The sequence below is a fragment of the Streptomyces sp. NPDC008163 genome, assembly GCF_042956885.1.
Classification (GTDB): domain Bacteria; phylum Actinomycetota; class Actinomycetes; order Streptomycetales; family Streptomycetaceae; genus Streptomyces; species Streptomyces drozdowiczii_A.
This window is the reverse complement of record NZ_JBIBHG010000006.1, coordinates 1-21,896: the sequence shown is the minus strand read 5'-3', so window position 1 is coordinate 21,896 and position 21,896 is coordinate 1. Positions and strand designations below refer to the sequence as shown.

The following is a 21,896-nucleotide window of genomic DNA, read 5'->3' as shown; positions in this document are numbered from 1 at the left end:
GCAAGTAAGGGCCCGGTGGCAGGGTGACTGGGGAGTTGGGGAAGATGGCGGACCTGATCAAGACGGCGGACGGGAAGGCGGGCGGACCACCGGCCACAAAGGCGGAGCCATCGGCTCCGCCGCAGCGCAGCGTCCGGGTGGTGGTGCTCGCCCTGATGATCGCCATGCTGCTCGCGATGCTCGACAACCTGATCGTCGGCACCGCGATGCCGACGATCGTCGGTGACCTCGGCGGCCTCGAACACCTCTCCTGGGTCGTCACCGCGTACACCCTGGCCACCGCCGCCTCCACGCCCATCTGGGGCAAGCTCGGCGACATGTACGGACGCAAGGGCATCTTCCTCACGTCCATCGTGATCTTCCTGATCGGCTCGGTCCTCAGCGGCATGGCCCAGGACATGGGCCAGCTCATCGGCTTCCGGGCGATCCAGGGCCTCGGCGCCGGCGGTCTGATGGTCGGCGTCATGGCGATCATCGGCGACCTCGTGCCGCCCCGCGAGCGCGGTAAGTACCAGGGCATGATGGCCGGCGTGATGGCCATCGCCATGATCGGCGGACCGCTGGTCGGCGGCACCATCACCGACCACCTCGGCTGGCGCTGGAGCTTCTACATCAACCTGCCGCTCGGTGCCGTCGCACTGGTCATGATCACCGCGGTGCTGCACCTGCCGAAGCGTGAGCGCACCAAGCGGAACGTCGACTACCTCGGCGCCGCGCTGCTCACCACCGGCATCACCGCGATCGTGCTGGTCACCACCTGGGGCGGTTCCGAGTACGACTGGAACTCCGCGGTCATCATGGAGCTCATCGCGATCGGCGTCGCCGCGCTGGCCGGCTTCCTCTTCGTGGAGACGAAGGCCGCCGAACCGATGATCCCGCTCCACATCTTCCGCAACCGCAACTTCACGCTCATGTCCGTGGTCGGCTTCATGGCCGGGTTCGTGATGTTCGGCGCGGTGCTGTTCCTGCCGCTCTACCAGCAGTCCGTACAGCACGCCTCCGCGACCAACTCGGGGCTGCTGCTCCTGCCGATGCTGCTGTCCATGATGGTCGTCTCGCTCATCGCGGGCCGGGTCACCACCAGCACCGGCAAGTACAAGATCTTCCCCATCGTGGGCTCGATCCTCATGGTCATCGGCCTCTTCCTGCTCGCGCAGATGGACACCGGAACCAGCCGCTTCACCTCCGGGCTCTACATGGCGGTGCTCGGCGCCGGCATGGGCTTCCTGATGCAGATCACGATGCTCGTCGCGCAGAACAGCGTCGAGCTGAAGGACATGGGCGTCGCCTCCTCCTCGACCACCCTCTTCCGGACGCTGGGCAGCTCCTTCGGCGTCGCCATCATGGGCGCGCTGTTCACCGGCAAGGTCCAGGACGAGATGGCCTCCCGAGGCGGCGGCGCGGCCACCGCGCACTCCGCCCAGCTGGATGCGGCGAGCCTGGCCAAGCTGCCGGTGCCGGTGCGCGAGGCGTACGAGTTCGCGGTCTCGTCCGGCACCCACATCGCGTTCCTCGTCGGCGCGTCCGTCGGCCTGGTCGCGGTCGTCGCCTCCCTGTTCGTCAAGGAGGTCCCGCTGCGGGGCGCGGGCCCCGAGGCGAAGCCCGCCCCGGCGGTCGCGGAGATCTGACCGGCGCGGTCGTACGAAGAGGGCCCCGGGACCACGCGTCCCGGGGCCCTCGCCCGTCAGCGCCCCTTCTCGGCCTCCGACTCCACCGCGCTCCGCTGCTCCGCGAACTGGAGCATCGGATAGCTGCCCGTGGCCGTCGGCGCGTGCTCGGGCAGCCACAGCACCGCGACCGCCCCGCCGCTGCCCTCCGCCGCGCCCTCCGGCGCCGCGTTCCGGAAGGTCAGCCGGGCCCCGAGCACCCGGGCCTGGCCCGCAGCGATGGTCAGCCCGAGACCGTGCCCGTGCCCGGCCCGGTCGGTCGACCCGGTACGGAAGCGGCTCGGCCCCTCCCGCAGCAGCGCCGCCGGAAAACCGGGCCCGTGGTCGCGGACCCGGACCACCCGGCCCTCGACCGTGACCTCCACCGGGGTCGACCCGTGCTTGGCCGCGTTGCCCAGCAGGTTGCCCAGGATGCGCTCCAGGCGGCGGGGGTCCGTGTTGACCCAGGAGTCGTGCACGATCTGGACCCGGACCTCCGGATCCAGCAGCGCCACCCGCCGGCTGACGAACTCGCCGAGCGCGATCTCCTGGAGCTCGGCCCGCTCCGAGGCGCTGTCCAGCCGGGCCACCTCAAGGACGTCCTCGACCAGCGTGCGCATCGCCTGGGCCCGGTCGCGCACCAGCTCCGTCGGGCGGCCCGGCGGCAGCAGCTCGGCCGCCGTGAGCAGCCCGGTCACCGGCGTACGCAGCTCGTGGGCGATGTCCGCGGTGACCCGGCGCTCCGCTTCGATCCGGCCGTTCAGCGCGTCGGTCAGCGCGTCCACCGCACCGGCCAGCTCGTCCGTCTCGTCGCGCACGACCCCGCCGACCGCGTCCCTGACCCGGACGTCCGTGTTGCCCTGGGCGACCTTGCCCGCCGCCGCGGCCGCCTTGCGCAGCCGGCGCGAGAGCTGGCCGCCGATCAGCACGCCCAGCGCGGAGCCGCCGAGGACCACCGAGACCGAACCGATGATCAGGGCCCGGTCCAGGTCGCCCATGATCGTGGTCGAGCGGTCCGCGAACCGGGTGTGCAGCGACAGCACGTTCCCGTTGCCCACCGGCACGGCCGCCCAGACGTCGGGCACCCCGCCGGACTCCTCCACATGCGTGGCCCGGCGGTTGCGCCGGACCTCCTCGCGCAGGCTCTGCGGCATCGTCGGATCGTTGAGCTTCGCCCCGAACCGGGGGTCGGCCTTCTTCGTCTTCTTCGCCTCGTACAGCAGCTGCGCGTAGGTCAGCCGCTCCAGCTGGACCTCGCGGGCGTTCTCCAGCATCGAGACCCGGGCCGCGTTGTGCACCACCAGGCTCAGCGCCACCGCGATCAGCGCGCCGACCGCCGCGATGGCGATGCTGATCTTCCAGCGGACACCCGTCCGCAGGGCGGGCCGCCTCATGCCCGCAGCTTGTAGCCGAAGCCGCGGACCGTCTCGATCCGGTCCTGGCCGATCTTCGTGCGCAGCCGCTGCACATGGACGTCCACGACCCGGGTGTCCCCGCCCCAGCCGTAGTCCCAGACCCGTTCGAGGAGCTTGTCGCGGGAGAGTACGGTGCCGGGCGCCGAGGAGAACTCCAGCAGCAGCCGCATCTCGGTCGGCGTCAGCGCCACCTGCGCACCGCCCCTGCGGACCTCCATGCCCTCGGTGTCGACCTCCAGGTCCCCGAAGACCAGCACCCCGCCGACGGCCTCGGGCTCCGGCTGCCCGCCGTCGGCCCGGCCGCCCGAAGCGTGGCCGAAGCGGCGCAGCACCGCCCTGATCCGGGCCACCAGGACCGCCCCGTCGAAGGGCTTGGTCACGTAGTCGTCCGCCCCGGCCTCCAGGCCGAGGACCACGTCGATCGAGTCGGCCCGCGCCGACAGCATGATCACGGGGACCGTCGACTCGTCCCGGATGCGGCGGCACAGGCTGACCCCGTCCAGACCGGGGACCATGACGTCGAGCAGCGCGATGTCGGGACGGTCCGCCCGGAAGGCTTCGAGGCCGGCCAGCCCGTCGGGCACCGCGGTGACCGCGAATCCGACCCGTTCCAGCGCGAGCTGGGTGGCCTCGCGGATGACGTCGTCGTCCTCGACGAACAGCACATGGGTCTCGGCCATCGGAAAGCTCTCAGTTCCTCGGCGGTTCCGTGGGCTCGGGAAGGTCCCCGTCACCGGCGCCCACGGCCCGGTTGAAGTCGTTGCGCACCCGGTCCTGCTCGTGGAACCGGCCGTTCGCCCAGTGGTACGTGATCACCTCGTCGCCCGAGGGATAGGCCACCGAGTCCTTCTTCTCGTACACCTGGGTCGTCACCACCAGGTCCCCGCGGTCGATCGTGCCGTAGACGGCGGGCTGCTCGACGGTGAAGACGTTCTCGTACGTGCCGTTGGCACGCGGCCGGTAGACGTAGGTGCCGACCCCCACGGAGTCGCCGCAGGTCATCACGTTCACCACGACGTCGGCGGACGGGCCGCCGGTGATCCTGCCGTACGAGGTGTCCACCGGGTACTCGTCGCCGCTGCACGCCTTCAGGTCCGTCCGGATCCGCCCGCTCACCTTCGGATCGGCCTTGAGCAGCGCCACGGCGTCCACCCGGGGCGCGGGCTTCGCGGTGGAGGCGGCCGTGCTGCTCGGGGTGACCCGGACGACCGGCTCGGCGCCCGCCGGGCCCTCGTCCCGGGTCCCCGTGCCGCCGGTGGAGCAGCTGACGGCGAACAGCCCGAAGACGGCGAGGCCGGCCAGGGCCGCGCTGCTCGCCGCCCAGCCGGTCAGCCGGCGCCTGCCGGCGCCGGCCGTTCCCCCGCCCGTTGTGCCGGTGACCGTGCCGTCGTCACCGCTGCCTGTCAGGCCGCGCACCGCTCCCGCCCCCGCTCCTCGGCGAGCCGGACTTCCCGGCTCGCCGCTTCCCTGTTCTCCAGCTCCTGGCGCAGCCGCGCCAGCGCACGGTGCAGCGTGCTCTTCACCGTACCGGCCGACATGCCGAGCGCCGCGGCCGTCTCCTCCGTGCTCATCTGCTCCCAGTGTCGCAGGACGACGACACTGCGCTGCTTGGGAGCCAGCACGCCCAGGATGTCCATCAGCAGGGCGCGGTCGGCGCGCTGCTCGGTGCCGTCCTCGATGCTCGCGTCGGGCAGCTGCTCGGTGGGCACCTCGTCCAGCTTGCGGGCCCGCCACCACTCGGTGCGGGTGTTGATCATGACGCGGCGCAGATAGGCGTCGGCGAGGGACTTGTCCTCGATGCGGTCCCAGCGGCCGTAGGTCCGGGCCAGCGCGGTCTGGAGCAGGTCCTGGGCGTCCACCGGGTCCGGGACGAGCCGGCGCGCACTGCGCAGCAGCGCCTCCTGCCGGGTCCGTACGTACTCTTCGAAGCCGAGCACCTCGCCCTGCGCCATCACAACCGCCTCCATCCCCGTGGATCCCCGTTGAACCGCTCGTACCGCCGCCCGCCGGTGGTCGTTTCCGGCTGACGTCGCAGACGCTACGGAGCGGTTGTCACGAGGCTGTGCGGGGCAGCCGTAGGCGGACGCACGGCTGTCCATCGGTTGTGTAACAGCGCGGGGAGGAGACCGGACAAACGATCCCGCGCCGGACGCGCGAAAGGCCCGCCCGCCCCGTCATTGTCACGGAGCGGACGGACCCTGTCCGCCGTTGTTACGAAGGCGGGCGGACGCTGTTACGCGGGTGGGACGACCCGGACCCTCAGGTCAGCGGCAGCCGGTAACGGCCGCCGGCCAGCGGCTCGACCAGCCCGTCGGCGACCAGCCCGTCCAGCGCGCGGGCGCGCTGCACCGGCTCGTCCCACACCGTGTCCAGCGCCGCCTGCGGCACCGGGCCGACCGCTTCGCGCAGCACGGCGAGGAGCCTGCCGCGCACCTGCCGGTCCGTGCCGGCGTAGGTCTGACCCCGGCGCGGCGGCCCCTGGTGCGCGGGCTTCCCGGCCAGCCGCCAGGCGCACTGCTCCGCGATGGGGCAGCGCGAGCAGTCCTCGTTCTTCGCGGTGCAGACGAGGGCGCCCAGCTCCATCGTGGCCGCCGCCCACTGGGCCGCCCGCTCGTCCTCGTCGGGCAGCAGCTCCCGGGCGAGCCTGCGCTCGGCGGCCGTCGTCGCGTTCGGCGGGTACTGGATGCCGGACGCGGCCCGTGCGAAGACCCGGCGGACGTTGGTGTCGAGGACGGCGTGACGCTGCCGGTACGCGAACGAGGCCACGGCCGCCGCCGTGTACTCGCCGATGCCGGGCAGGGCGAGGAGCTGGGCGTGCTCACTCGGTACGTCTCCGCCATGGCGTTCCGTTATCGCCTGGGCGGCCCCGTGGAGGCGCAGAGCGCGGCGCGGGTAGCCGAGCCGGCCCCAGGCGCGGACCGCCTCGCCGGGCGGCTCGGCCGCGAGGTCGGCGGGGCGCGGCCAGCGGGCGAGCCACTGCTCGTACACCGGGAGGACCCGGCTGACGGGGGTCTGCTGCAGCATGAACTCGCTCACCATCACACCCCAGGCACCCGCTTCGGGGCGGCGCCAGGGCAGATCGCGGGCGTGCTGGTCGAACCACCCGATCACGGGGGCGTGGAGGGAGGCGGGGGGCGTCTGTGTCGCAGTCGTGGCAGTCATCGCACCTTCGATCCTGACACGGCGTTCCGGTCAGAGGCCCCACGCCCCGCGAGCCGTTGCGGCAACTGGCCGATGACCCGTTTTCCGCCCGCCCGGACGTGATCACCGTGCGCAAACGTTTCGTCGCACGAGGTCACATCGCGCACTTCCGGTGCCCGAACTGGCCCTCGCGGGATGATGATCCGGAAAACTTGGGGATCAAGGCGGCGGGTGGGGCGGGAGTTGGGCCGGATCTCTCGTACAGTTTGCGCCGTGGGATCTCTGCGCAATCCGATCGGTCCGCTACCCTCCAGCATCTACTGGCGACGGAGGGCGGTCGCGGCGGCCCTGGTCGTGCTGCTCGCGCTGCTGATCGCATGGGCCGTCACCTCCGGTGGCGGCAACGGGGATCACCACGACGACTCCAAGCCGCCGAGCTCGGGCCCTGCGGGATCGATCACGCCCGGACCCTCCGGTTCCGGCCCCGCGATCACCGAACAGCCCGGCGGGAGCGGCGAGTCGGACGGCTCCGGCGGCAGCGGCGGTGACAAGGACGGCAGTTCGGGCGGCGGTTCCGCCGGTACGGGCGGCTCCTCGGGTTCCTCGGACGCCAACGGCGGCGGCCAGGACACCGGTTCGGGTTCCGCTTCCGGTTCCACCGGCTCCGGTACGGGCGAAGGCGCGCAGGCCGCGCGTCCGGTCCCGGCCGGCTCCTCGCTCGCCGACTGCACCGCCGGGGCGATCCGGATCTCCCTGAAGACCGAACTCAGCTACGCCCCCGACGAGAAGCCGAAGTTCCGGCTGTTCGTCACGAACACCTCGTCCACCGCCTGCAAGGCCGACTTCGGGCCGAAGAGCGCGGTGCTCACCGTCACCGAGGCGGGCGGGGACGACGACGAGGTCTGGTCGTCCAAGGACTGCCCGCGCGACCCGAAGCCCGCCCTGATCGAGGTGCCCGCCGGGACGACCGTCGTGCACACCGTTCAGTGGGACCGGGCGAAGAGCGCCCCCAAGTGCGCGACGCCGCCGCCGGGCAAGGCCAAGCCGGGCACGTACCTCGTGGAGGCGAAGGCGCCGGGCCAGCCCGTGCAGCGCGCCTCGTTCGTCCTCGCGAAGGACTGAGCGCCGGGGCGGACGTCCCGGGGGAGTGCCGGAGGGCTACACGTACCGTTCGAGGATGGACGACTCGGCCAGCCGGGACAGGCCCTCGCGCACGCTGCGCGCCCGGGCCTCGCCGACCCCGTCCACCGTCTGGAGGTCGTCCACGCTCGCCGCGAGCAGCTTCTGCAGACCGCCGAAGTGCTCCACGAGCCGGTCGATGATCGCGCCCGGCAGCCGCGGCACCTTCGCCAGCAGCCGGAAACCGCGCGGCGACACCGCCGAGTCCAGCGTCTCGGGCGAGCCGCTGTAGCCCAGCGCCCGCGCCACCACCGGGAGTTCGAGCAGCTCGGTGTGGGTCAGCGAGTCCAGCTCGGTCAGCGCCTCCGTCACCGTGCGCGAACGCTTCGCCGTCGGCTCCGGCACGTAGTCCCGCACGACCAGCTCGCGCTCCGGCTCCACGCCCGCGATCAGCTCGTCCAGCTGGAGCGAGAGCAGCCGGCCGTCGGTGCCGAGCTCCACCACGTACTCCGCGATCTCCGTCGCGATCCGGCGGACCATCTCCAGGCGCTGGGCCACCGCCGTCACGTCCCGGACGGTCACCAGGTCCTCGATCTCCAGCGCGGAGAGCGTCCCGGCGACCTCGTCGAGCCGCAGCTTGTACCGCTCCAGCGTGGCGAGGGCCTGGTTGGCGCGGGACAGGATCGCCGCCGACTCCTCCAGGACCCGCCGCTCCCCGTTCACGTACAGCGCGATCAGGCGCATCGACTGGGAGACCGAGACGACCGGGAAATTGCACTGCTTGGAGACCCGGTCCGCGGTGCGGTGCCGGGTGCCGGTCTCCTCGGTGGGGATCGACGCGTCCGGGACCAGCTGCACACCCGCGCGCAGGATCTTGGTCATGTCCTTGTCGAGGATCAGGGCGCCGTCCAGCTTGGCCAGCTCCCGCAGCCGGGTCGCGGTGAACTCCACGTCCAGCACGAAGCCGCCCGTGCACATCGACTCGACGGTCTTGTCCATGCCGAGCACGATCAGACCCCCGGTGTTGCCGCGGAGAATGCGCTCCAAGCCGTCCCGCAGGGCCATTCCGGGCGCGACGGCGCTCAACGAGGCGCGCATCAGCGCCTCGTTGCCCGTGGTTTGGCCGGACTTTCCGGGCGATGCTGCCCGGTCGCTGGCTGCCACTGCACTCCTCCGGTCACAGGTTTGCGGTGCCCTCGTGGCCTGTCGGTCGGAAACAGGCCGGATCCGATCGAAGGACCCTACGTCCCACGTGCCGTTCGTACGGACGGGCGAGACCAGGGCAAAGTCTACCGGCGTGCGTCGTCCTCCCGGGGGGCCTGTGCGCGGGTCCGGCGCGGGAGCGCCCTGAGGGCGTCGCCCATGTCGGCCACTTCCGTCACCTTCATACCGGCCGGGACCTTGCCCGGATCGGTCGGGACCAGGGCGTGCGTGAACCCCAGCCGGTGCGCCTCGGCCAGCCTGCGCTGGACCCCCGTGACCCGTCTGACCTCGCCCGCGAGGCCCACCTCGCCGATCGCCACCAGGTTCTTCGGCAGCGGTGTGTCGCTCGCCGCGCTCGCCAGCGCCAGCGCGATCGCCAGGTCGGCGGCCGGCTCGGACAGCTTCACACCGCCCACCGTCGCGCTGTAGATGTCCCGCTTGCCCAGCGAGCTGATCCGGCCGCGCTGCTCCAGGACCGCGAGCATCATCGACACCCGGGAGGTCTCCAGGCCCGACGTGGTCCGCCGGGGGGACGGGATCTGCGAGTCCACCGTCAGCGCCTGTACCTCCGCGACCAGGGGCCGCTTCCCCTCCAGCGTCACGGTCAGGCAGGTGCCCGGCACCGGCTCGTCGCGCCGCGTGAGAAACAGGCCGGACGGATCGGCGAGCCCGGTGATCCCCTCGTCGTGCAGCTCGAAGCAGCCGACCTCGTCGGTCGCCCCGTACCGGTTCTTGACGCCGCGCACCAGGCGCAGCCGGGCATGGCGGTCGCCCTCGAACGACAGCACCACGTCCACCAGGTGCTCCAGGAGCCTGGGCCCGGCGATGGCGCCCTCCTTGGTGACATGGCCCACGAGCAGCGTCGACATCCCGCGCTCCTTGGAGGCCCGGATCAGCGCCCCCGCCACCTCGCGGACCTGCGCCATCCCGCCCGGCGCGCCCTCGATCTCCGGCGAGGCCACGGTCTGCACCGAGTCCAGGATCAGCAGCGAGGGCTTGACCGCGTCCAGGTGGGCGAGGACCGCCGACAGATCGGTCTCCGCCGCCAGATACAGGTGGTCGCTGATCGCCCGGATCCGGTCGGCCCGCATCCGGACCTGGGAGGCGGACTCCTCGCCCGTCACATACAGCGTGCGGTGCTCGTCGGTCGCCGCCTTGGCCGCGACGTCGAGCAGCAGCGTGGACTTCCCGACGCCCGGCTCGCCCGCGAGCAGCACGACGGCCCCGGGCACCAGACCCCCGCCCAGCACCCGGTCCAGCTCGCTCACCCCGGTCGGCCGGGCGGTGGCCTGCCGGCTGTCGACCTGGCCGATGGGCAGCGCGGCGGTGGAGACCCGCCCCGCGGCCGTGGTCCGGACGGCGGGCGCGCCGCCGAACTCCTCGACCGTCCCCCACGCCTGGCACTCGGGGCAACGGCCGAGCCACTTCGCGGTGGTCCAGCCGCATTCGGTGCAGCGGTAGGACGGCCGGTCCTTCGCGGATTTCGTACGGGCAGCCATGGCGCCACCGTATCGGTGGGCACTGACAGCGCGGCCGGGAACGGCTGTCCCTTATCGCGCGATACGTTCACCCGTAAGGGTTAAATCTACTCAAGGAGTGCGAGGGGCGAAGCCGCCGCGCCTACGGTCGCAAGGTGACGAGCAGCAGGCTGGAGACTCCGACGAACACCCCCGGCGCGCACCGCGGACAGCATCGCGCGCCCCACTCCTCGCACGCCGCGCCGAAGAAGCCGCCCGCCCGTTACGAGCCGCATCTCGACGGCCTCTTCACCTACTGCCTCTCCGTCCTCTGCGACCACGACGCCGCCACCGAGGCGCTGGGCGGCGTCCTGGCCCTCGCCGAACGCCAGGGCTCCCGCTGCCCGGCCGGCGAGGAGGAACGTAAAACCTGGCTGTACGCCCTGGCCAGGTGGACCTGTCTGCGCCGGCTCACCGAGCAGAAGCAGGGCCGCCGCGCCCACCGCCGCCCCGACCCCGCCCGCCCCCCGCACCGCAGACCCGCCGACGAGGACCGCCACGCCGGCGCTGCCGCCCGCCCCGCCCGCCGCGCGGCGCGGCCCGCGTCACCGGCCGCCCACGCAGCCGCGCCCGCCCCGGCGGAGGCCACGGAAAGCGCCCCCGCCGCCGAGGCGCACCGCAGGGAGCTGGCCCAGCTGGCCTGGCCCGAGGCCGCGGGCACCACGCCGGAACAGCGCGAGGCCCTGGAGCTCGCCGTCCGGCACGGGCTGACCCCGCGCGCCGTCGCCGCCGTCCTCGGCCTCGACGCCACGGCCGCCCGGGAGCTCCTGGCGGGCGCCGCCTGCGAGGTCGAGCGCACCAGGGCCGCCCTCGCCGTGGTCGAGACGGGCAACTGCCCCACGGCCGGCCGGCTCACCGGCGACCACCGCGCCCTCCTCTCGCCCACGCTCCGCCGCGAGCTCGTCCGGCACGTGGACGACTGCCCGCGCTGCCGCCGCGCCGCCGAACGCGCCGGGGCCGAGGGGCCGTGGCCCGGGAAGACGGTGACCCCGGCCGCCGTGCTGCCGGTCGTGGAGGCCCCGAGGCCGTCCGCGTACGTGGCCATGCTGCACGCGCAGAAACACCAGAAGAATCGGTCCGCCACACCCCGCTTCGACCGCACCGGCTTCCCCATGGACCCCAAGGACCACGCGGCCCGCCGCGACCGGCTGCGCTCCCGGGTCATGACGACGACGGTCGTCGCCACCGTGGTCGCCGCCCCGGTCATCGCCCTGTGGTCCGCCTACCGGGGCGCGCCCCTCACCGGCGAGGGCCGAGACGGCCCGGCGGTCAGCGCCGCCGACAACGGGACCGGCACGACGCAGACCCCCTACGACGACTACGAGAACGCAGGCAACGCCCGCCCGGACGCCGGCTCCCGCTTCACCGGAAAGGACTCCCGGCCCGAGGTCTCCGCTGAGATCGTCAGCAAGGGCACCGACCCCTCCCGCGAGCCCGGCGCGCACGGCGGGGGCCGGCTCACCGTGCGGACCGGCACGGCCGGCTCCGCGACCCTGATCACCCTCACCGCGTCGAAGGCCGGCCCGGTCTCCTGGTCCGTCGCCACCGACCGGTCCTGGGTGCGCCTGAGCCGCACCTCCGGGAAGCTCCCGGCCGGTGGCAGCGTCACGATCCGTGCCCTCGTGGACCACGCGCGGCAGCCCGCGGGGCCCTGGACCGCCCACCTCACCGTCGCCCCCTCGGGCGCGGTCGTCGCCCTGCACGGCTACGGGGCCAAGGCGCCCACCCCCGGCGCCACGCCGCGCGGACTCCACCCGCGCCCGGTCCCGCCGAGGTCCACCCCGCCGGACCCGGACCCGAGCACCCCGGACCCGTCCACGCCGACGCCGGACCCGAGCGACCCGACGCCCACGCCGACGCCCACGGAGTCCGAGACGAGCCCGCCCCCGGACCCCACCGGCTCGTCGGAACCACCCGCCCCGCCGAAGGGGCCGAGCACCCCGCCCCCCGCGGACTGACCATGCGGCCCGGTCCGAAGGAGAAGCCCTACGCCGGGTCCGCCGGGTGCGGGGCCATCGGCAGCAGCGAGGCGAGCCGCTGCTCGCACAGCTCGGTCAGCGTGGCGTACGCCTCCTTGCCCATCAGCTCGATGAGCTCCGGCCGGTACGACACGTACACCGGCTCACCGGCCCCGTGCGCCGAGGTCGCCGACGTGCACCACCAGTGCAGGTCATGGCCGCCCGGGCCCCAGCCCCGCCGGTCGTACTCACCGATCGACACCTGGAGCACCCGCGTGTCGTCGGGCCGGTCGATCCACTCGTACGTACGCCGTACGGGCAGCTGCCAGCACACGTCCGGCTTGGTCTCCAGCGGCTCCCGGCCCTCCCGCAGCGCCAGGATGTGCAGCGAGCAGCCCGCCCCGGCGGGGAAGCCCGGCCGGTTCTGGAAGATGCAGGAGCCCTGCCAGCGCCGCGTCTGGCGGTCGCCGTCCTCGTCGGTCTGGGTCCAGCCCGTCTCCGTACCCACGTCGTGGAACTGCCACAGCTCCGGAGTGAGGCGCGCCACATGACCGGCCACGCGCTTCTCGTCGTCCTCGTCCGAGAAATGGGCGCCCAGTGTGCAGCAGCCGTCGTCGGCGCGGCCCGCCTGGATGCCCTGGCAGCCGCTGCCGAAGATGCACGTCCACCTCGACGTCAGCCACGTCAGATCGCAGCGGAAGACCTGCTCGTCGTCGGCGGGGTCGGGGAACTCCACCCAGGCGCGGGGGAAGTCCGGCTCCGTCTCGTCGGAAGGGTCGGGCTCCGCCAGCGGCGTGTGCATCTCCACCTTCTCGACGTGCTTGATGTCCTGCGGGGTCTCCGCCTCGATGTCCCGCTTCTTCGTGGCTTTGCCCGGCTTCGCCTTTTTCGTCTTTGGCACGGGCCCAGAGTAAGTCCGCCGCCCGCAGTAGCGTGCCCTGCATGAGACTCGGAGTCCTCGACGTGGGGTCGAACACGGTTCATCTGCTGGTGGTGGACGCCCACCCCGGCGCCCGCCCGCTGCCCGCGCACTCGCACAAGGCCGAGCTGCGCCTCGCCGAACTCCTCGACGAGGACGGCGCGATCGGTCCGCTCGGCGTGGACCGGCTGGTCGGGACCATCGCGGGCGCGCTCGAAGCAGCCGAGGACAAGGGCTGCGAGGACGTCCTCGCCTTCGCCACCTCCGCGGTACGCGACGCGAGCAACGCCGACCAGGTGCTGGAGCGGGTACGGGAGGAGACCGGCGTCGGCCTCGCGGTCCTCAGCGGTACGGAGGAGGCGCGGCTCACCTTCCTCGCCGCCCGCCGCTGGTACGGCTGGTCGGCGGGCAAGCTGCTGGTCCTCGACATCGGCGGCGGCTCGCTGGAGATCGCGTACGGCATGGACGAGGAACCGGCCGCGTCCGTCTCGCTGCCGCTGGGCGCCGGGCGCCTCACCGCCGGCTGGCTGCCGGGCGACCCGCCGGACCCGGCGGAGGTCAAGGCGCTGCGCCGGCACGTACGGGCGCGCATCGCCCGCAGCGTCGGCGACTTCACGCGCATCGGCCGCCCGGACCATGTGGTGGCCACCTCCAAGACGTTCAAGCAGCTCGCCAGGATCGCGGGCGCGGCGCGCTCCGCCGAGGGCCAGTACGTGCCGCGCACCCTCAGCCGCAAGGCGCTGGAGGAGTGGGTGCCGAAGCTGGCCGCGATGACCGCCGAGGAGCGGCAGACCCTGCCCGGCGTCTCCGAGGGCCGGGCCGCGCAACTGCTGGCCGGGGCGCTGGTCGCGGAAGGCGCGATGGATCTGCTCGACGTGGACGAGCTGGAGATCTGCCCGTGGGCGCTGCGCGAGGGCGTGATCCTGCGCCGCCTGGACCACCTGCCGTCGGCCGGGGAAGCGGCGCTGGACTGAGGTGCGGGGGGCGTGGTGCGGCCCTGGTCACTTTCCGCCGCTCTCCCTCGGCGGTGCGCAGCACTGCCCGTACGCTGTCTGCGTGGCAGAACCAGTGGTGCGCGTCCCGGATGCGAAGGTCGCCCTGTCGACGGCCTCGGTCTATCCGGAGTCGACGGCGACGGCCTTCGAGATCGCCGCGCGCCTCGGCTACGACGGCGTCGAGGTCATGGTCTGGACCGACCCGGTCAGCCAGGACATCGAGGCGCTGCGCCGGCTCTCCGACTACCACCAGGTGCCGATACTCGCCGTGCACGCGCCGTGTCTGCTGATCACCCAGCGGGTCTGGTCGACCGATCCGTGGGTCAAACTCCAGCGGGCCCGCGCCGCCGCCGAGAAGCTGGGCGCGTCGACGGTCGTCGTGCACCCCCCGTTCCGGTGGCAGCGCAATTACGCCCGGGACTTCGTCACCGGAATCTGGCGGATGGCCGACGAGACGGACGTCCGCTTCGCCGTCGAGAACATGTACCCGTGGCGCTACCGGGACCGCGAGATGCTCGCGTACGCCCCCGACTGGGACGTCACCAACGACGACTACCGGCACTTCACGGTGGACCTGTCGCACACCGCCACCGCGCGCACGGACGGCCTCGCCATGGTGGACCGGATGGGCGACCGGCTGGCCCACGTCCACCTGGCCGACGGCAAGGGCTCCAACAAGGACGAGCACCTGGTGCCCGGCCGGGGCGACCAGCCCTGCGCGGAACTCCTTGAGCGGCTGGCCGGTTCCGGCTTCGACGGGCACGTGGTCATCGAGGTCAACACCCGCCGCGCGATGTCCACCGCCGAACGCGAGGCCGACCTCGCGGAGGCGCTGGCCTTCACCCGGCTCCACCTCGCCGCGTCCCCCGAGCGCGCGCCCCGCTCATGACTCCCGACGCACCGGGCCCCAGGCGCCGGGGCCGCCCCGCCCGCGCCGCTTCGGACACCGGCCCGGACGCGCGCACCCGCATCCTGGAGGCCGCCCGCACGGAGTTCGCCGAGCGCGGGTACGACAAGACCTCGGTCCGGGGCATCGCCCGCGCGGCCGGCGTCGACTCCGCGCTGGTCCACCACTACTTCGGTACGAAGGACGAGGTCTTCGCCGCCGCGATCGAGCTGTCCTTCGAGCCGGCCCTGCTCGTCCCGGCCGTCCTCGAAGGCGACACCGCCGACGTCGGCGAACGCCTCGCCCGCGCCTTCATCGGCATCTGGGAGAACCCGACGACCCGGGCCCCCCTCCTCGCGGTCCTCCGCTCCGCCCTCACCCACGAGGCCGCCGCGACGGTCCTCCGCAGCTTCGTCCTGCGCCGCCTGCTGGAACGCGTGGCGGCGAGCCTGGACGTCCCGGACGCGACGTTCCGCGCGGAGCTCGCGGCTTCGCACATGGTGGGCATCGCGATAGTGCGGTACGTGCTGCGGGCCGAGCCGTTGGCGTCCGCGCCGCCGGAGAAGATCGTCGCGATGGTGGCCCCGACCCTCCAGCGCTACCTGACGGAGCCGTCCGCGTAAGCCCGCGGCACCGTTGTCGGGGGCGCTGCCCCCCGACCCCCGCTGCTCAATCGCCGCAGGGGCTTGATTGTGCCGCTGCCGTCGCAGACCCACCCCGCCGCGGAAACTCAGCCCCTCCGGCGCTTGAGGAGCGGGGCCCGGGGCAGCGCCCCGGTTCCGGGAAGGGGCGGGCAGGGGACAACGCCCGCCGCAGGCGCCCCCCGCCCCCGCACGCTTCCGCATAGCGGACACCCGGTCCACATCCTGGCACCAACGGCGTACGCTCGGGAGCAGTCTTCAACGCAGAAGGAGCGACAGGACGATGCCCACGCTGAGGTCCCGCACAGTCACCCACGGCCGCAACATGGCGGGCGCCCGCGCCCTTATGCGCGCCTCCGGGGTACCCGGCGCGGACATCGGCCGGAAGCCGATCATCGCCGTCGCCAACAGCTTCACGGAGTTCGTGCCCGGCCACACCCACCTGGCCCCCGTCGGCCGGATCGTCAGCGAGGCGGTCGTCGCCGCCGGAGGCATCCCGCGCGAGTTCAACACGATCGCCGTGGACGACGGCATCGCCATGGGCCACGGCGGCATGCTCTACAGCCTCCCCTCCCGCGACCTCATCGCGGACAGCGTGGAGTACATGGTCGAGGCGCACTGCGCCGACGCGCTGATCTGCATCTCCAACTGCGACAAGATCACCCCGGGCATGCTCAACGCGGCCCTGCGCCTGAACATCCCGACCGTCTTCGTCTCCGGCGGCCCGATGGAGTCGGGCCGCGCCACGCTGGTCGACGGCACCGTCCGCACGCTCGACCTGGTCGACGCGATGTCGGAGGCGGTCAACGACAAGATCTCCGACGAGGACATCCTCCGTATCGAGGAGAACGCCTGTCCCACCTGCGGTTCCTGTTCCGGCATGTTCACCGCCAACTCGATGAACTGCCTGACCGAGGCCATCGGCCTCTCGCTCCCCGGCAACGGATCGGTCCTGGCCACCCACACCGCACGCAAGGCGCTCTACGAGAACGCCGCCCGCACGGTGCTGGACCTGACCCGCCGCTACTACGAGCAGGACGACGAATCGGTCCTGCCCCGCAACATCGCCACGGCCGCCGCCTTCGGGAACGCCATGGCGCTCGACATCGCGATGGGCGGCTCCACCAACACGATCCTGCACCTCCTGGCCGCCGCCCAGGAGGCGGGCGTCGCCTACGGCCTGACCGAGATGGACGCCCTGTCGCGCCGCGTCCCGTGCCTGGCCAAGGTCGCCCCCAACGTCGGCAAGAACCGCACGTACTACATGGAGGACGTGCACCGCGCCGGCGGCATCCCGGCCCTCCTCGGCGAACTGCACCGCGCGGGCCTGCTCAACGAGGACGTGCACTCCGTGCACAGCCCGTCGCTGGCCGACTGGCTGAAGACCTGGGACGTGCGCGGCGGCTCCCCGGCGCCGGAGGCCGTCGAGCTGTGGCACGCCGCCCCCGGCTGCGTGCGCTCGGCGGAGGCGTTCTCCCAGTCCGAGCGCTGGGACACCCTGGACGAGGACGCCGAGGGCGGCTGCATCCGCTCCGTGGAGCACGCCTACTCCAAGGACGGCGGCCTCGCGGTCCTGCGCGGCAATCTGGCCGTGGACGGCTGCGTCGTGAAGACGGCGGGTGTCGACGAGTCCATCTGGACCTTCGAGGGCCCGGCCGTCGTCTGCGAGTCGCAGGAGGAGGCCGTCCAGAAGATCCTCACGCAGCAGGTCAACGAGGGCGACGTCGTCGTCATCCGCTACGAGGGCCCCAAGGGCGGACCCGGCATGCAGGAGATGCTCTACCCGACCTCGTATCTGAAGGGCCGCGGCCTCGGCAAGAGCTGCGCCCTGATCACGGACGGCCGGTTCTCCGGCGGCACGTCGGGCCTGTCCATCGGCCACGCCTCGCCCGAGGCGGCCTCCGGCGGCGCGATCGCGCTCGTCGAGGACGGCGACCGCATCCGGATCGACATCCCGAACCGCTCGATCGACCTCCTGGTCCCCGACGAGGAACTGGCCGCCCGCCGCGAGGCCCTGAACGGCGTCTACGCCCCGAAGAACCGCGACCGCAAGGTCTCGGCCGCCCTTCGCGCGTACGCCGCGATGGCGACCAGCGCCGACCGGGGCGCCGTCCGCGACGTCTCGAAGCTGGGCTGACGCAAGCAGGACCGGGGGGCCGCACGCACGGCCCCCCGGCGCCCCCCGACCCTGCGGGATAATCGACCCCGTGAGCGAGAACAGCGAGACCCCCGAAGGCGCGGCCCCCGGCCCGTCCGAGCCCGCGGCCGGCACCCCGCAGGGCCCGCAGCCCGAGCCCCTCCGCTTCTTCGGCACCACCTGGGTCGCCCACGACGGCCACTACGGTCTGCGCCGCGCCGGAGCCGCCGCCGGCTCCCTCCTCGCGGCCGCCGCCGCCTGTTTCGTCCTGCGCTTCGCGTACCAGGGCCTGGAGATCGCCGACGTCGGCGGCTTCGTCGGCGTGCTGGTGGTCGCGATGTTCGCCCTCTGCAGCGCGGTCGCCTTCCGCAAGACCTGGGAGGGCTTCAGCCGCCGCCCCGCCGACCCGGCCCGCGAGGAGAACCTGCGCGGCCTGAAGGCCATCGGCTTCATCGGCTCGCTGCTCGCGTACTTCTTCCGTACGTTCACCGAGGCGCCCGGTGAGAAGCTGCGGCGCACGGAGTACGAGGAGGCCGTCGCCCGGTACGCGAAGCGCCGCGCCTCCCGCACCGGCAACCCGGCCGCCCGCAAGAAGAAGGGCCGCCGCGGCTGACGCGGCCGTGCGGCCACCGGGCACGATGGCCGCATGACCACGACACACTCACCGGGCGCCGTCCCGGGCCCCACGCGTGCCCTGTCCTTCGACCGGGCCGCCGCCCAGTACGCCGCCGCCCGCCCGAGCTACCCGGACGCGCTGTTCGACGCCGTCGAGGACATCGCCGGACGCCCCCTGCGAGGTGCCCGCGCCCTGGACGTGGGCGCGGGCACCGGCATCTCGACCCGCCGCCTCCTCGACCGGGGCGCCCGCGTCGTCGCCGTCGAACCCGGGCCCGGCATGGCCGCCCAGCTGCGCCGGGACCTCCCGGACGCTCCGCTCGTACAGGGCGACGGCAACCGGCTCCCCTTCGCGACCGCCTCGGCCGACCTGATCACGTACGCCCAGTCCTGGCACTGGACCGACCACGCCCGCGCGGCCGCCGAGGTCCGGCGCGTCCTGCGGCCGGGCGGCACGCTCGCCCTCTGGTGGAACGTCTCAGACCGCACGGTCCCGTGGATCGCCGCCCAGGGGGAACGGCTCCTGCGCTTCTTCGGGGTCGGGCCGGAGGAGCTGGGACGCGGCTCCCACGGCGCGGCCGACCAGGACCGCGGCCTGCCGCCGGACCTCGACTTCACGTACCGCCGCGTCCCGTGGACCCGGCGCGTCCCCCTCACCACCCACGTCGACAACCTCGGCAGCCACTCCGCGTTCCTGACCATGGACGACGAGGCGGCCCGGGGCTTCCTCGCCGAGGAGCGGGACCGGCTCCTGGCGGAGTTCCCGGACGGCACGGTGGAGGAGGCGTACGTCGTGGAGCTGCACGCGGCCGTGCGCTGAGCCGACAGCCCCGCCCCGTCCCTTGACGGCGATGCCCCGCCGAGCCAATATTCATCACATGATGAATTCTTCGGGCGTCGCCGTCGAGGCCCGTGGCCTCACCGTCCAACGAGGCAGCCGCACGGTCCTCAAGGGCCTCGACTTCACCGTCGAACCCGGCAGGATCACCGGCCTCCTCGGCCCCTCCGGCTGCGGCAAATCCACCCTCATGCGCGCTGTCGTGGGCACCCAGGCCAAGGTCACCGGCACCCTCAAGGTCCTCGGCAGCCCCGCAGGACACCCCTCCCTCCGCCCCCGCGTCGGGTACGTCACCCAGGCGCCCTCCGTCTACACCGACCTCACCGTCCGCCAGAACCTCGACTACTTCGCGGCGATCCTCCGGCCCGGCCGCGCCCACCGCGACGCCCGCCACCAGACCGTCACCCGCGCGCTCACCGAGGTCGACCTGACCAGCCACGAGGACGCCCTCGCCGGCAACCTCTCCGGCGGCCAGCGCACCCGCGTCTCGCTCGCCGTCGCCCTCCTCGGCACCCCGGACCTGCTCGTCCTGGACGAACCGACCGTCGGCCTCGACCCGGTCCTGCGCCGCGATCTGTGGCAGCTCTTCCACACCCTCGCCGCCGAACGCTCCACCGCGCTCCTCATCTCCTCCCACGTCATGGACGAGGCCGAGCGCTGCCACCGCCTCCTCCTCATGCGCGGGGGCGAGATCCTCGCCGACGACACCCCGGACGCCCTGCGCACCGCCGCCGGCACCGACACCGTCGAAGCGGCCTTCCTCCACCTGGTCGACGCGGCCGCCCACCGCAAGGAGAACGCCCGATGAGCACCACGGCCCCCCTGACCCCGGCCCGCACCCTCGCCACCGCCGGCCGCGTCCTGCGCCAGCTCGCCCACGACCCCCGTACGGTCGCGCTGCTCCTGCTGATCCCGGTCCTTCTGATCACCCTGCTGCGGTACGTCTTCGACGGCAGCCCGCAGACCTTCGACTCGACCGGCGCCTCGCTCCTCGGGATCTTCCCGCTGATCACGATGTTCCTGGTGACCTCGATCGCCACCCTGCGCGAACGCACCTCCGGCACCCTGGAGCGCCTGCTCGCGATGCCCCTCGGCAAGGGCGACCTCATCGCGGGTTACGCGCTCGCCTTCGGCGCCGTCGCCGTCCTCCAGTCGCTCCTGGCCACCGGCCTGTCGGTGTGGGCCCTCGGCCTGGACGTCATGGGATCGCCGTGGCTGCTGCTCCTGGTCGCCCTGCTCGACGCGCTGCTCGGCACGGCACTCGGCCTGTTCGTGTCGGCGTTCGCGGCCTCCGAGTTCCAGGCCGTGCAGTTCATGCCCGCGGTGATCTTCCCGCAACTGCTGCTCTGCGGCCTGTTCATCCCGCGCGACCGGATGGCGCCGTTCCTCGAAGCCATCTCGAACGTGCTGCCGATGTCGTACGCCGTGGACGGGATGAACCAGGTCCTTCACCACACCGACGTCACCGGGGACTTCGTCCGCGACGTCCTCGTCGTGGCGGGCTGCGCCCTGCTCGTCCTGGCCCTCGGCGCGGCCACCCTCCGCCGCCGCACCGCCTGACGGGGCGGTGCGAAGATGGCGCCGACGAGCACTGAGCACCGCGCACATCGAGCACCGCCCGGAGGGTGAACGGCATGACCCAGACAGTTGCAGTCCTCGGCACCGGCAAGATCGGCGAGGCCCTGCTCAGCGGGATGATCCGGGCCGGCTGGCGCCCGTCGAACCTGCTGGTCACCACCCGCCGCTCGGACCGGGCCGCCGAACTCCACGACCGCTACGGCGTGGACGCGGTCACCAACGCGGAGGCCGCCGAGCGGGCCGACATCCTGATCCTCGCGGTCAAGCCGCAGGACATGGGCCGCCTCCTGGACGAGCTGGCCCCGCACCTCACCGCGGACCGCCTGGTCATCAGTGCGGCGGCCGGCATCACGACCGCGTTCATCGAGGACCGCCTCGCCGCCGGCACCCCGGTCGTCCGCGTCATGCCGAACACCCCGGTCCTGGTGGACGAGGGCATGTCGGTCATCTCGGGGGGCAGCCACGCCACGGGCGATCACCTCGCCTCGACGGACGCCATCTTCAAGGGCGTCGGCAAGACCTTGCGCGTCCCGGAGTCCCAGCAGGACGCGGCCACCGCCCTGTCCGGCTCGGGCCCGGCGTACTTCTACTTCCTGGTCGAGGCGATGACGGACGCCGGCATCCTGCTCGGCCTGCCGCGCGCCCAGGCCCATGACCTCATCGTCCAGGCCGCGATCGGCGCCGCCGTGATGCTCCGGGACAGTGGCGAGCACCCGGTCAAGCTCCGCGAGGCCGTGACCAGCCCGGCCGGCACCACGATCAGCGCCATCCGAGAGCTGGAGAACCACGGCGTACGCGCGGCCCTCATCGCAGCCCTCGAAGCCGCCCGCGACCGCAGCCGCGAACTGGCCTCCGGCAACGGCTGACACCCACGCGTCGACCCCGGCCACCCCGGGGTTGACACGCCCTCTCCCGATCCGTAGTGTGCTCCGAGTTGTCCGACGTGAGCGCCGACCCCGGTCGGTCCCCGGACAGCCATTCCGCAAGAAATACAACGAGCACGCGACAGTTGTCGCATGTCTTGGCGTGCGCTTATGCGAAATGAGGAATCCGCGTTCGAAAGGGCGCGACCCCGATTGGCGTCGGAGTCCAGGAATCCGCTAATGTCTCACTCGTCGGAACGGCCCAACGGCCGGGAAGGCAAGCCCCGCTGACTGGGAATCAGGCCCGAAAGGATCTGATAGAGTCGGACTCGCCGGAAAGGGAAACGCGAAAGCGAAGAACTGGAAAGCGAAAATCGCTTGACCCGCTTCGACCGGGAATCGGACACGAAAGAGTCTGATAGAGT

General features: G+C 72.8%; 20 protein-coding genes. 12 read left to right on the top strand and 8 right to left on the bottom strand.

Annotated elements, in window-relative coordinates; genetic code table 11:
• The first annotated feature begins 44 nt into the window (after positions 1–44).
• On the top strand, positions 45–1,628 hold the full coding sequence (locus ACFZAT_RS14905) for a DHA2 family efflux MFS transporter permease subunit (RefSeq protein WP_391264332.1): 1,584 nt from the start codon (positions 45–47) through the stop codon (positions 1,626–1,628).
• Positions 1,629–1,684: 56 nt separating this feature from the next.
• Here the strand turns inward: ACFZAT_RS14905 and cseC are convergent, their stop codons facing one another.
• The 5 genes from cseC to ACFZAT_RS14880 all read right to left on the bottom strand — a co-directional run bounded on the left by cseC (position 1,685) and on the right by ACFZAT_RS14880 (position 6,223).
• Positions 1,685–3,040, bottom strand: coding sequence for a two-component system sensor histidine kinase CseC (cseC, locus tag ACFZAT_RS14900; protein WP_391264330.1), 1,356 nt, complete (start codon positions 3,038–3,040; stop codon positions 1,685–1,687).
• The gene (gene cseB, locus ACFZAT_RS14895) at positions 3,037–3,741 is read right to left on the bottom strand and encodes a two-component system response regulator CseB (RefSeq protein ID WP_073966314.1); all 705 of its coding nucleotides are present in this window, start codon (positions 3,739–3,741) and stop codon (positions 3,037–3,039) included. The genes cseC and cseB overlap by 4 nt, the downstream gene beginning before the upstream one ends.
• A gap of 10 nt (positions 3,742–3,751) precedes the next feature.
• Positions 3,752–4,477 carry a hypothetical protein gene (locus tag ACFZAT_RS14890; RefSeq protein WP_391264328.1) on the bottom strand — a complete coding sequence of 242 codons (726 nt, stop codon included), beginning with the start codon at positions 4,475–4,477 and terminating at the stop codon, positions 3,752–3,754.
• Positions 4,465–5,013: a SigE family RNA polymerase sigma factor gene (locus ACFZAT_RS14885; protein WP_391265009.1), complete on the bottom strand. Its 549-nt coding sequence runs from the start codon at positions 5,011–5,013 to the stop codon at positions 4,465–4,467. The genes ACFZAT_RS14890 and ACFZAT_RS14885 overlap by 13 nt, the downstream gene beginning before the upstream one ends.
• Before the next feature lie 307 nt (positions 5,014–5,320).
• Positions 5,321–6,223 carry an A/G-specific adenine glycosylase gene (locus ACFZAT_RS14880; protein ID WP_391264326.1) on the bottom strand — a complete coding sequence of 301 codons (903 nt, stop codon included), beginning with the start codon at positions 6,221–6,223 and terminating at the stop codon, positions 5,321–5,323.
• A 333-nt stretch (positions 6,224–6,556) separates the two neighbouring features.
• Between ACFZAT_RS14880 and ACFZAT_RS14875 the strand changes: the two genes are divergently transcribed.
• Positions 6,557–7,324, top strand: a complete 768-nt coding sequence (locus ACFZAT_RS14875) for a hypothetical protein (protein ID WP_391265008.1) — start codon at positions 6,557–6,559, stop codon at positions 7,322–7,324.
• A gap of 36 nt (positions 7,325–7,360) precedes the next feature.
• On the opposite strand, the gene disA is transcribed toward ACFZAT_RS14875, so the two are convergent.
• Positions 7,361–8,485, bottom strand: a complete 1,125-nt coding sequence (disA, locus tag ACFZAT_RS14870; RefSeq protein WP_391264324.1) for a DNA integrity scanning diadenylate cyclase DisA — start codon at positions 8,483–8,485, stop codon at positions 7,361–7,363.
• Positions 8,486–8,610: 125 nt separating this feature from the next.
• Positions 8,611–10,023, bottom strand: coding sequence for a DNA repair protein RadA (gene radA / locus ACFZAT_RS14865; RefSeq protein ID WP_073966310.1), 1,413 nt, complete (start codon positions 10,021–10,023; stop codon positions 8,611–8,613).
• A 134-nt stretch (positions 10,024–10,157) separates the two neighbouring features.
• Between radA and ACFZAT_RS14860 the strand changes: the two genes are divergently transcribed.
• Complete coding sequence (locus tag ACFZAT_RS14860) at positions 10,158–11,999, top strand: hypothetical protein (protein WP_391264321.1); 1,842 nt, start codon at positions 10,158–10,160, stop codon at positions 11,997–11,999.
• A gap of 28 nt (positions 12,000–12,027) precedes the next feature.
• Here the strand turns inward: ACFZAT_RS14860 and ACFZAT_RS14855 are convergent, their stop codons facing one another.
• Positions 12,028–12,801, bottom strand: a complete 774-nt coding sequence (locus tag ACFZAT_RS14855; protein WP_391265007.1) for a hypothetical protein — start codon at positions 12,799–12,801, stop codon at positions 12,028–12,030.
• Between the two features lie 140 nt (positions 12,802–12,941).
• Between ACFZAT_RS14855 and ACFZAT_RS14850 the strand changes: the two genes are divergently transcribed.
• The 9 genes from ACFZAT_RS14850 (at position 12,942) to proC (ending at position 21,474) form a co-directional block, all read left to right on the top strand.
• Complete coding sequence (locus ACFZAT_RS14850) at positions 12,942–13,892, top strand: Ppx/GppA family phosphatase (protein WP_391264319.1); 951 nt, start codon at positions 12,942–12,944, stop codon at positions 13,890–13,892.
• An 82-nt stretch (positions 13,893–13,974) separates the two neighbouring features.
• Positions 13,975–14,802, top strand: a complete 828-nt coding sequence (locus tag ACFZAT_RS14845) for a TIM barrel protein (protein ID WP_391264317.1) — start codon at positions 13,975–13,977, stop codon at positions 14,800–14,802.
• Entirely contained in the window at positions 14,799–15,422 is a 624-nt protein-coding gene (locus tag ACFZAT_RS14840) for a TetR family transcriptional regulator (protein WP_391264314.1), read from the top strand. The genes ACFZAT_RS14845 and ACFZAT_RS14840 overlap by 4 nt, the downstream gene beginning before the upstream one ends.
• Positions 15,423–15,723: 301 nt before the next feature.
• A complete protein-coding gene (gene ilvD, locus ACFZAT_RS14835; protein WP_391264312.1) occupies positions 15,724–17,577 on the top strand; it encodes a dihydroxy-acid dehydratase in 1,854 nt (617 codons plus the stop codon).
• Between the two features lie 70 nt (positions 17,578–17,647).
• A complete protein-coding gene (locus ACFZAT_RS14830; protein ID WP_391264310.1) occupies positions 17,648–18,190 on the top strand; it encodes a hypothetical protein in 543 nt (180 codons plus the stop codon).
• A gap of 33 nt (positions 18,191–18,223) precedes the next feature.
• The gene (locus tag ACFZAT_RS14825) at positions 18,224–19,012 is read left to right on the top strand and encodes a methyltransferase domain-containing protein (RefSeq protein ID WP_391264309.1); all 789 of its coding nucleotides are present in this window, start codon (positions 18,224–18,226) and stop codon (positions 19,010–19,012) included.
• Between the two features lie 58 nt (positions 19,013–19,070).
• Entirely contained in the window at positions 19,071–19,838 is a 768-nt protein-coding gene (locus ACFZAT_RS14820; RefSeq protein WP_391264307.1) for an ATP-binding cassette domain-containing protein, read from the top strand.
• Entirely contained in the window at positions 19,835–20,590 is a 756-nt protein-coding gene (locus ACFZAT_RS14815; protein WP_391264305.1) for an ABC transporter permease, read from the top strand. Before ACFZAT_RS14820 ends, ACFZAT_RS14815 begins: the two co-directional genes overlap by 4 nt.
• 74 nt (positions 20,591–20,664) lie before the next feature.
• On the top strand, positions 20,665–21,474 hold the full coding sequence (proC, locus tag ACFZAT_RS14810; protein ID WP_391264304.1) for a pyrroline-5-carboxylate reductase: 810 nt from the start codon (positions 20,665–20,667) through the stop codon (positions 21,472–21,474).
• The last annotated feature ends 422 nt before the right edge of the window (positions 21,475–21,896 follow it).

What these genes read in the sequence shown, in the direction of transcription:
- ACFZAT_RS14815 (WP_391264305.1), top strand. Translation starts at nt 19,835, where the DNA reads ATGAGCACCACGGCCCCCCTGACCCCGGCCCGCACCCTCGCCACCGCC.
- proC (WP_391264304.1), top strand. Translation starts at nt 20,665, where the DNA reads ATGACCCAGACAGTTGCAGTCCTCGGCACCGGCAAGATCGGCGAGGCC.
- ACFZAT_RS14905 (WP_391264332.1), top strand. Translation starts at nt 45, where the DNA reads ATGGCGGACCTGATCAAGACGGCGGACGGGAAGGCGGGCGGACCACCG.
- ACFZAT_RS14855 (WP_391265007.1), bottom strand. Translation starts at nt 12,801, where the DNA reads ATGCACACGCCGCTGGCGGAGCCCGACCCTTCCGACGAGACGGAGCCG.
- ilvD (WP_391264312.1), top strand. Translation starts at nt 15,724, where the DNA reads ATGCCCACGCTGAGGTCCCGCACAGTCACCCACGGCCGCAACATGGCG.
- ACFZAT_RS14885 (WP_391265009.1), bottom strand. Translation starts at nt 5,013, where the DNA reads ATGGCGCAGGGCGAGGTGCTCGGCTTCGAAGAGTACGTACGGACCCGG.
- ACFZAT_RS14840 (WP_391264314.1), top strand. Translation starts at nt 14,799, where the DNA reads ATGACTCCCGACGCACCGGGCCCCAGGCGCCGGGGCCGCCCCGCCCGC.
- cseB (WP_073966314.1), bottom strand. Translation starts at nt 3,741, where the DNA reads ATGGCCGAGACCCATGTGCTGTTCGTCGAGGACGACGACGTCATCCGC.
- ACFZAT_RS14825 (WP_391264309.1), top strand. Translation starts at nt 18,224, where the DNA reads ATGACCACGACACACTCACCGGGCGCCGTCCCGGGCCCCACGCGTGCC.
- ACFZAT_RS14820 (WP_391264307.1), top strand. Translation starts at nt 19,071, where the DNA reads ATGATGAATTCTTCGGGCGTCGCCGTCGAGGCCCGTGGCCTCACCGTC.
- ACFZAT_RS14880 (WP_391264326.1), bottom strand. Translation starts at nt 6,223, where the DNA reads ATGACTGCCACGACTGCGACACAGACGCCCCCCGCCTCCCTCCACGCC.
- radA (WP_073966310.1), bottom strand. Translation starts at nt 10,023, where the DNA reads ATGGCTGCCCGTACGAAATCCGCGAAGGACCGGCCGTCCTACCGCTGC.
- ACFZAT_RS14850 (WP_391264319.1), top strand. Translation starts at nt 12,942, where the DNA reads ATGAGACTCGGAGTCCTCGACGTGGGGTCGAACACGGTTCATCTGCTG.
- cseC (WP_391264330.1), bottom strand. Translation starts at nt 3,040, where the DNA reads ATGAGGCGGCCCGCCCTGCGGACGGGTGTCCGCTGGAAGATCAGCATC.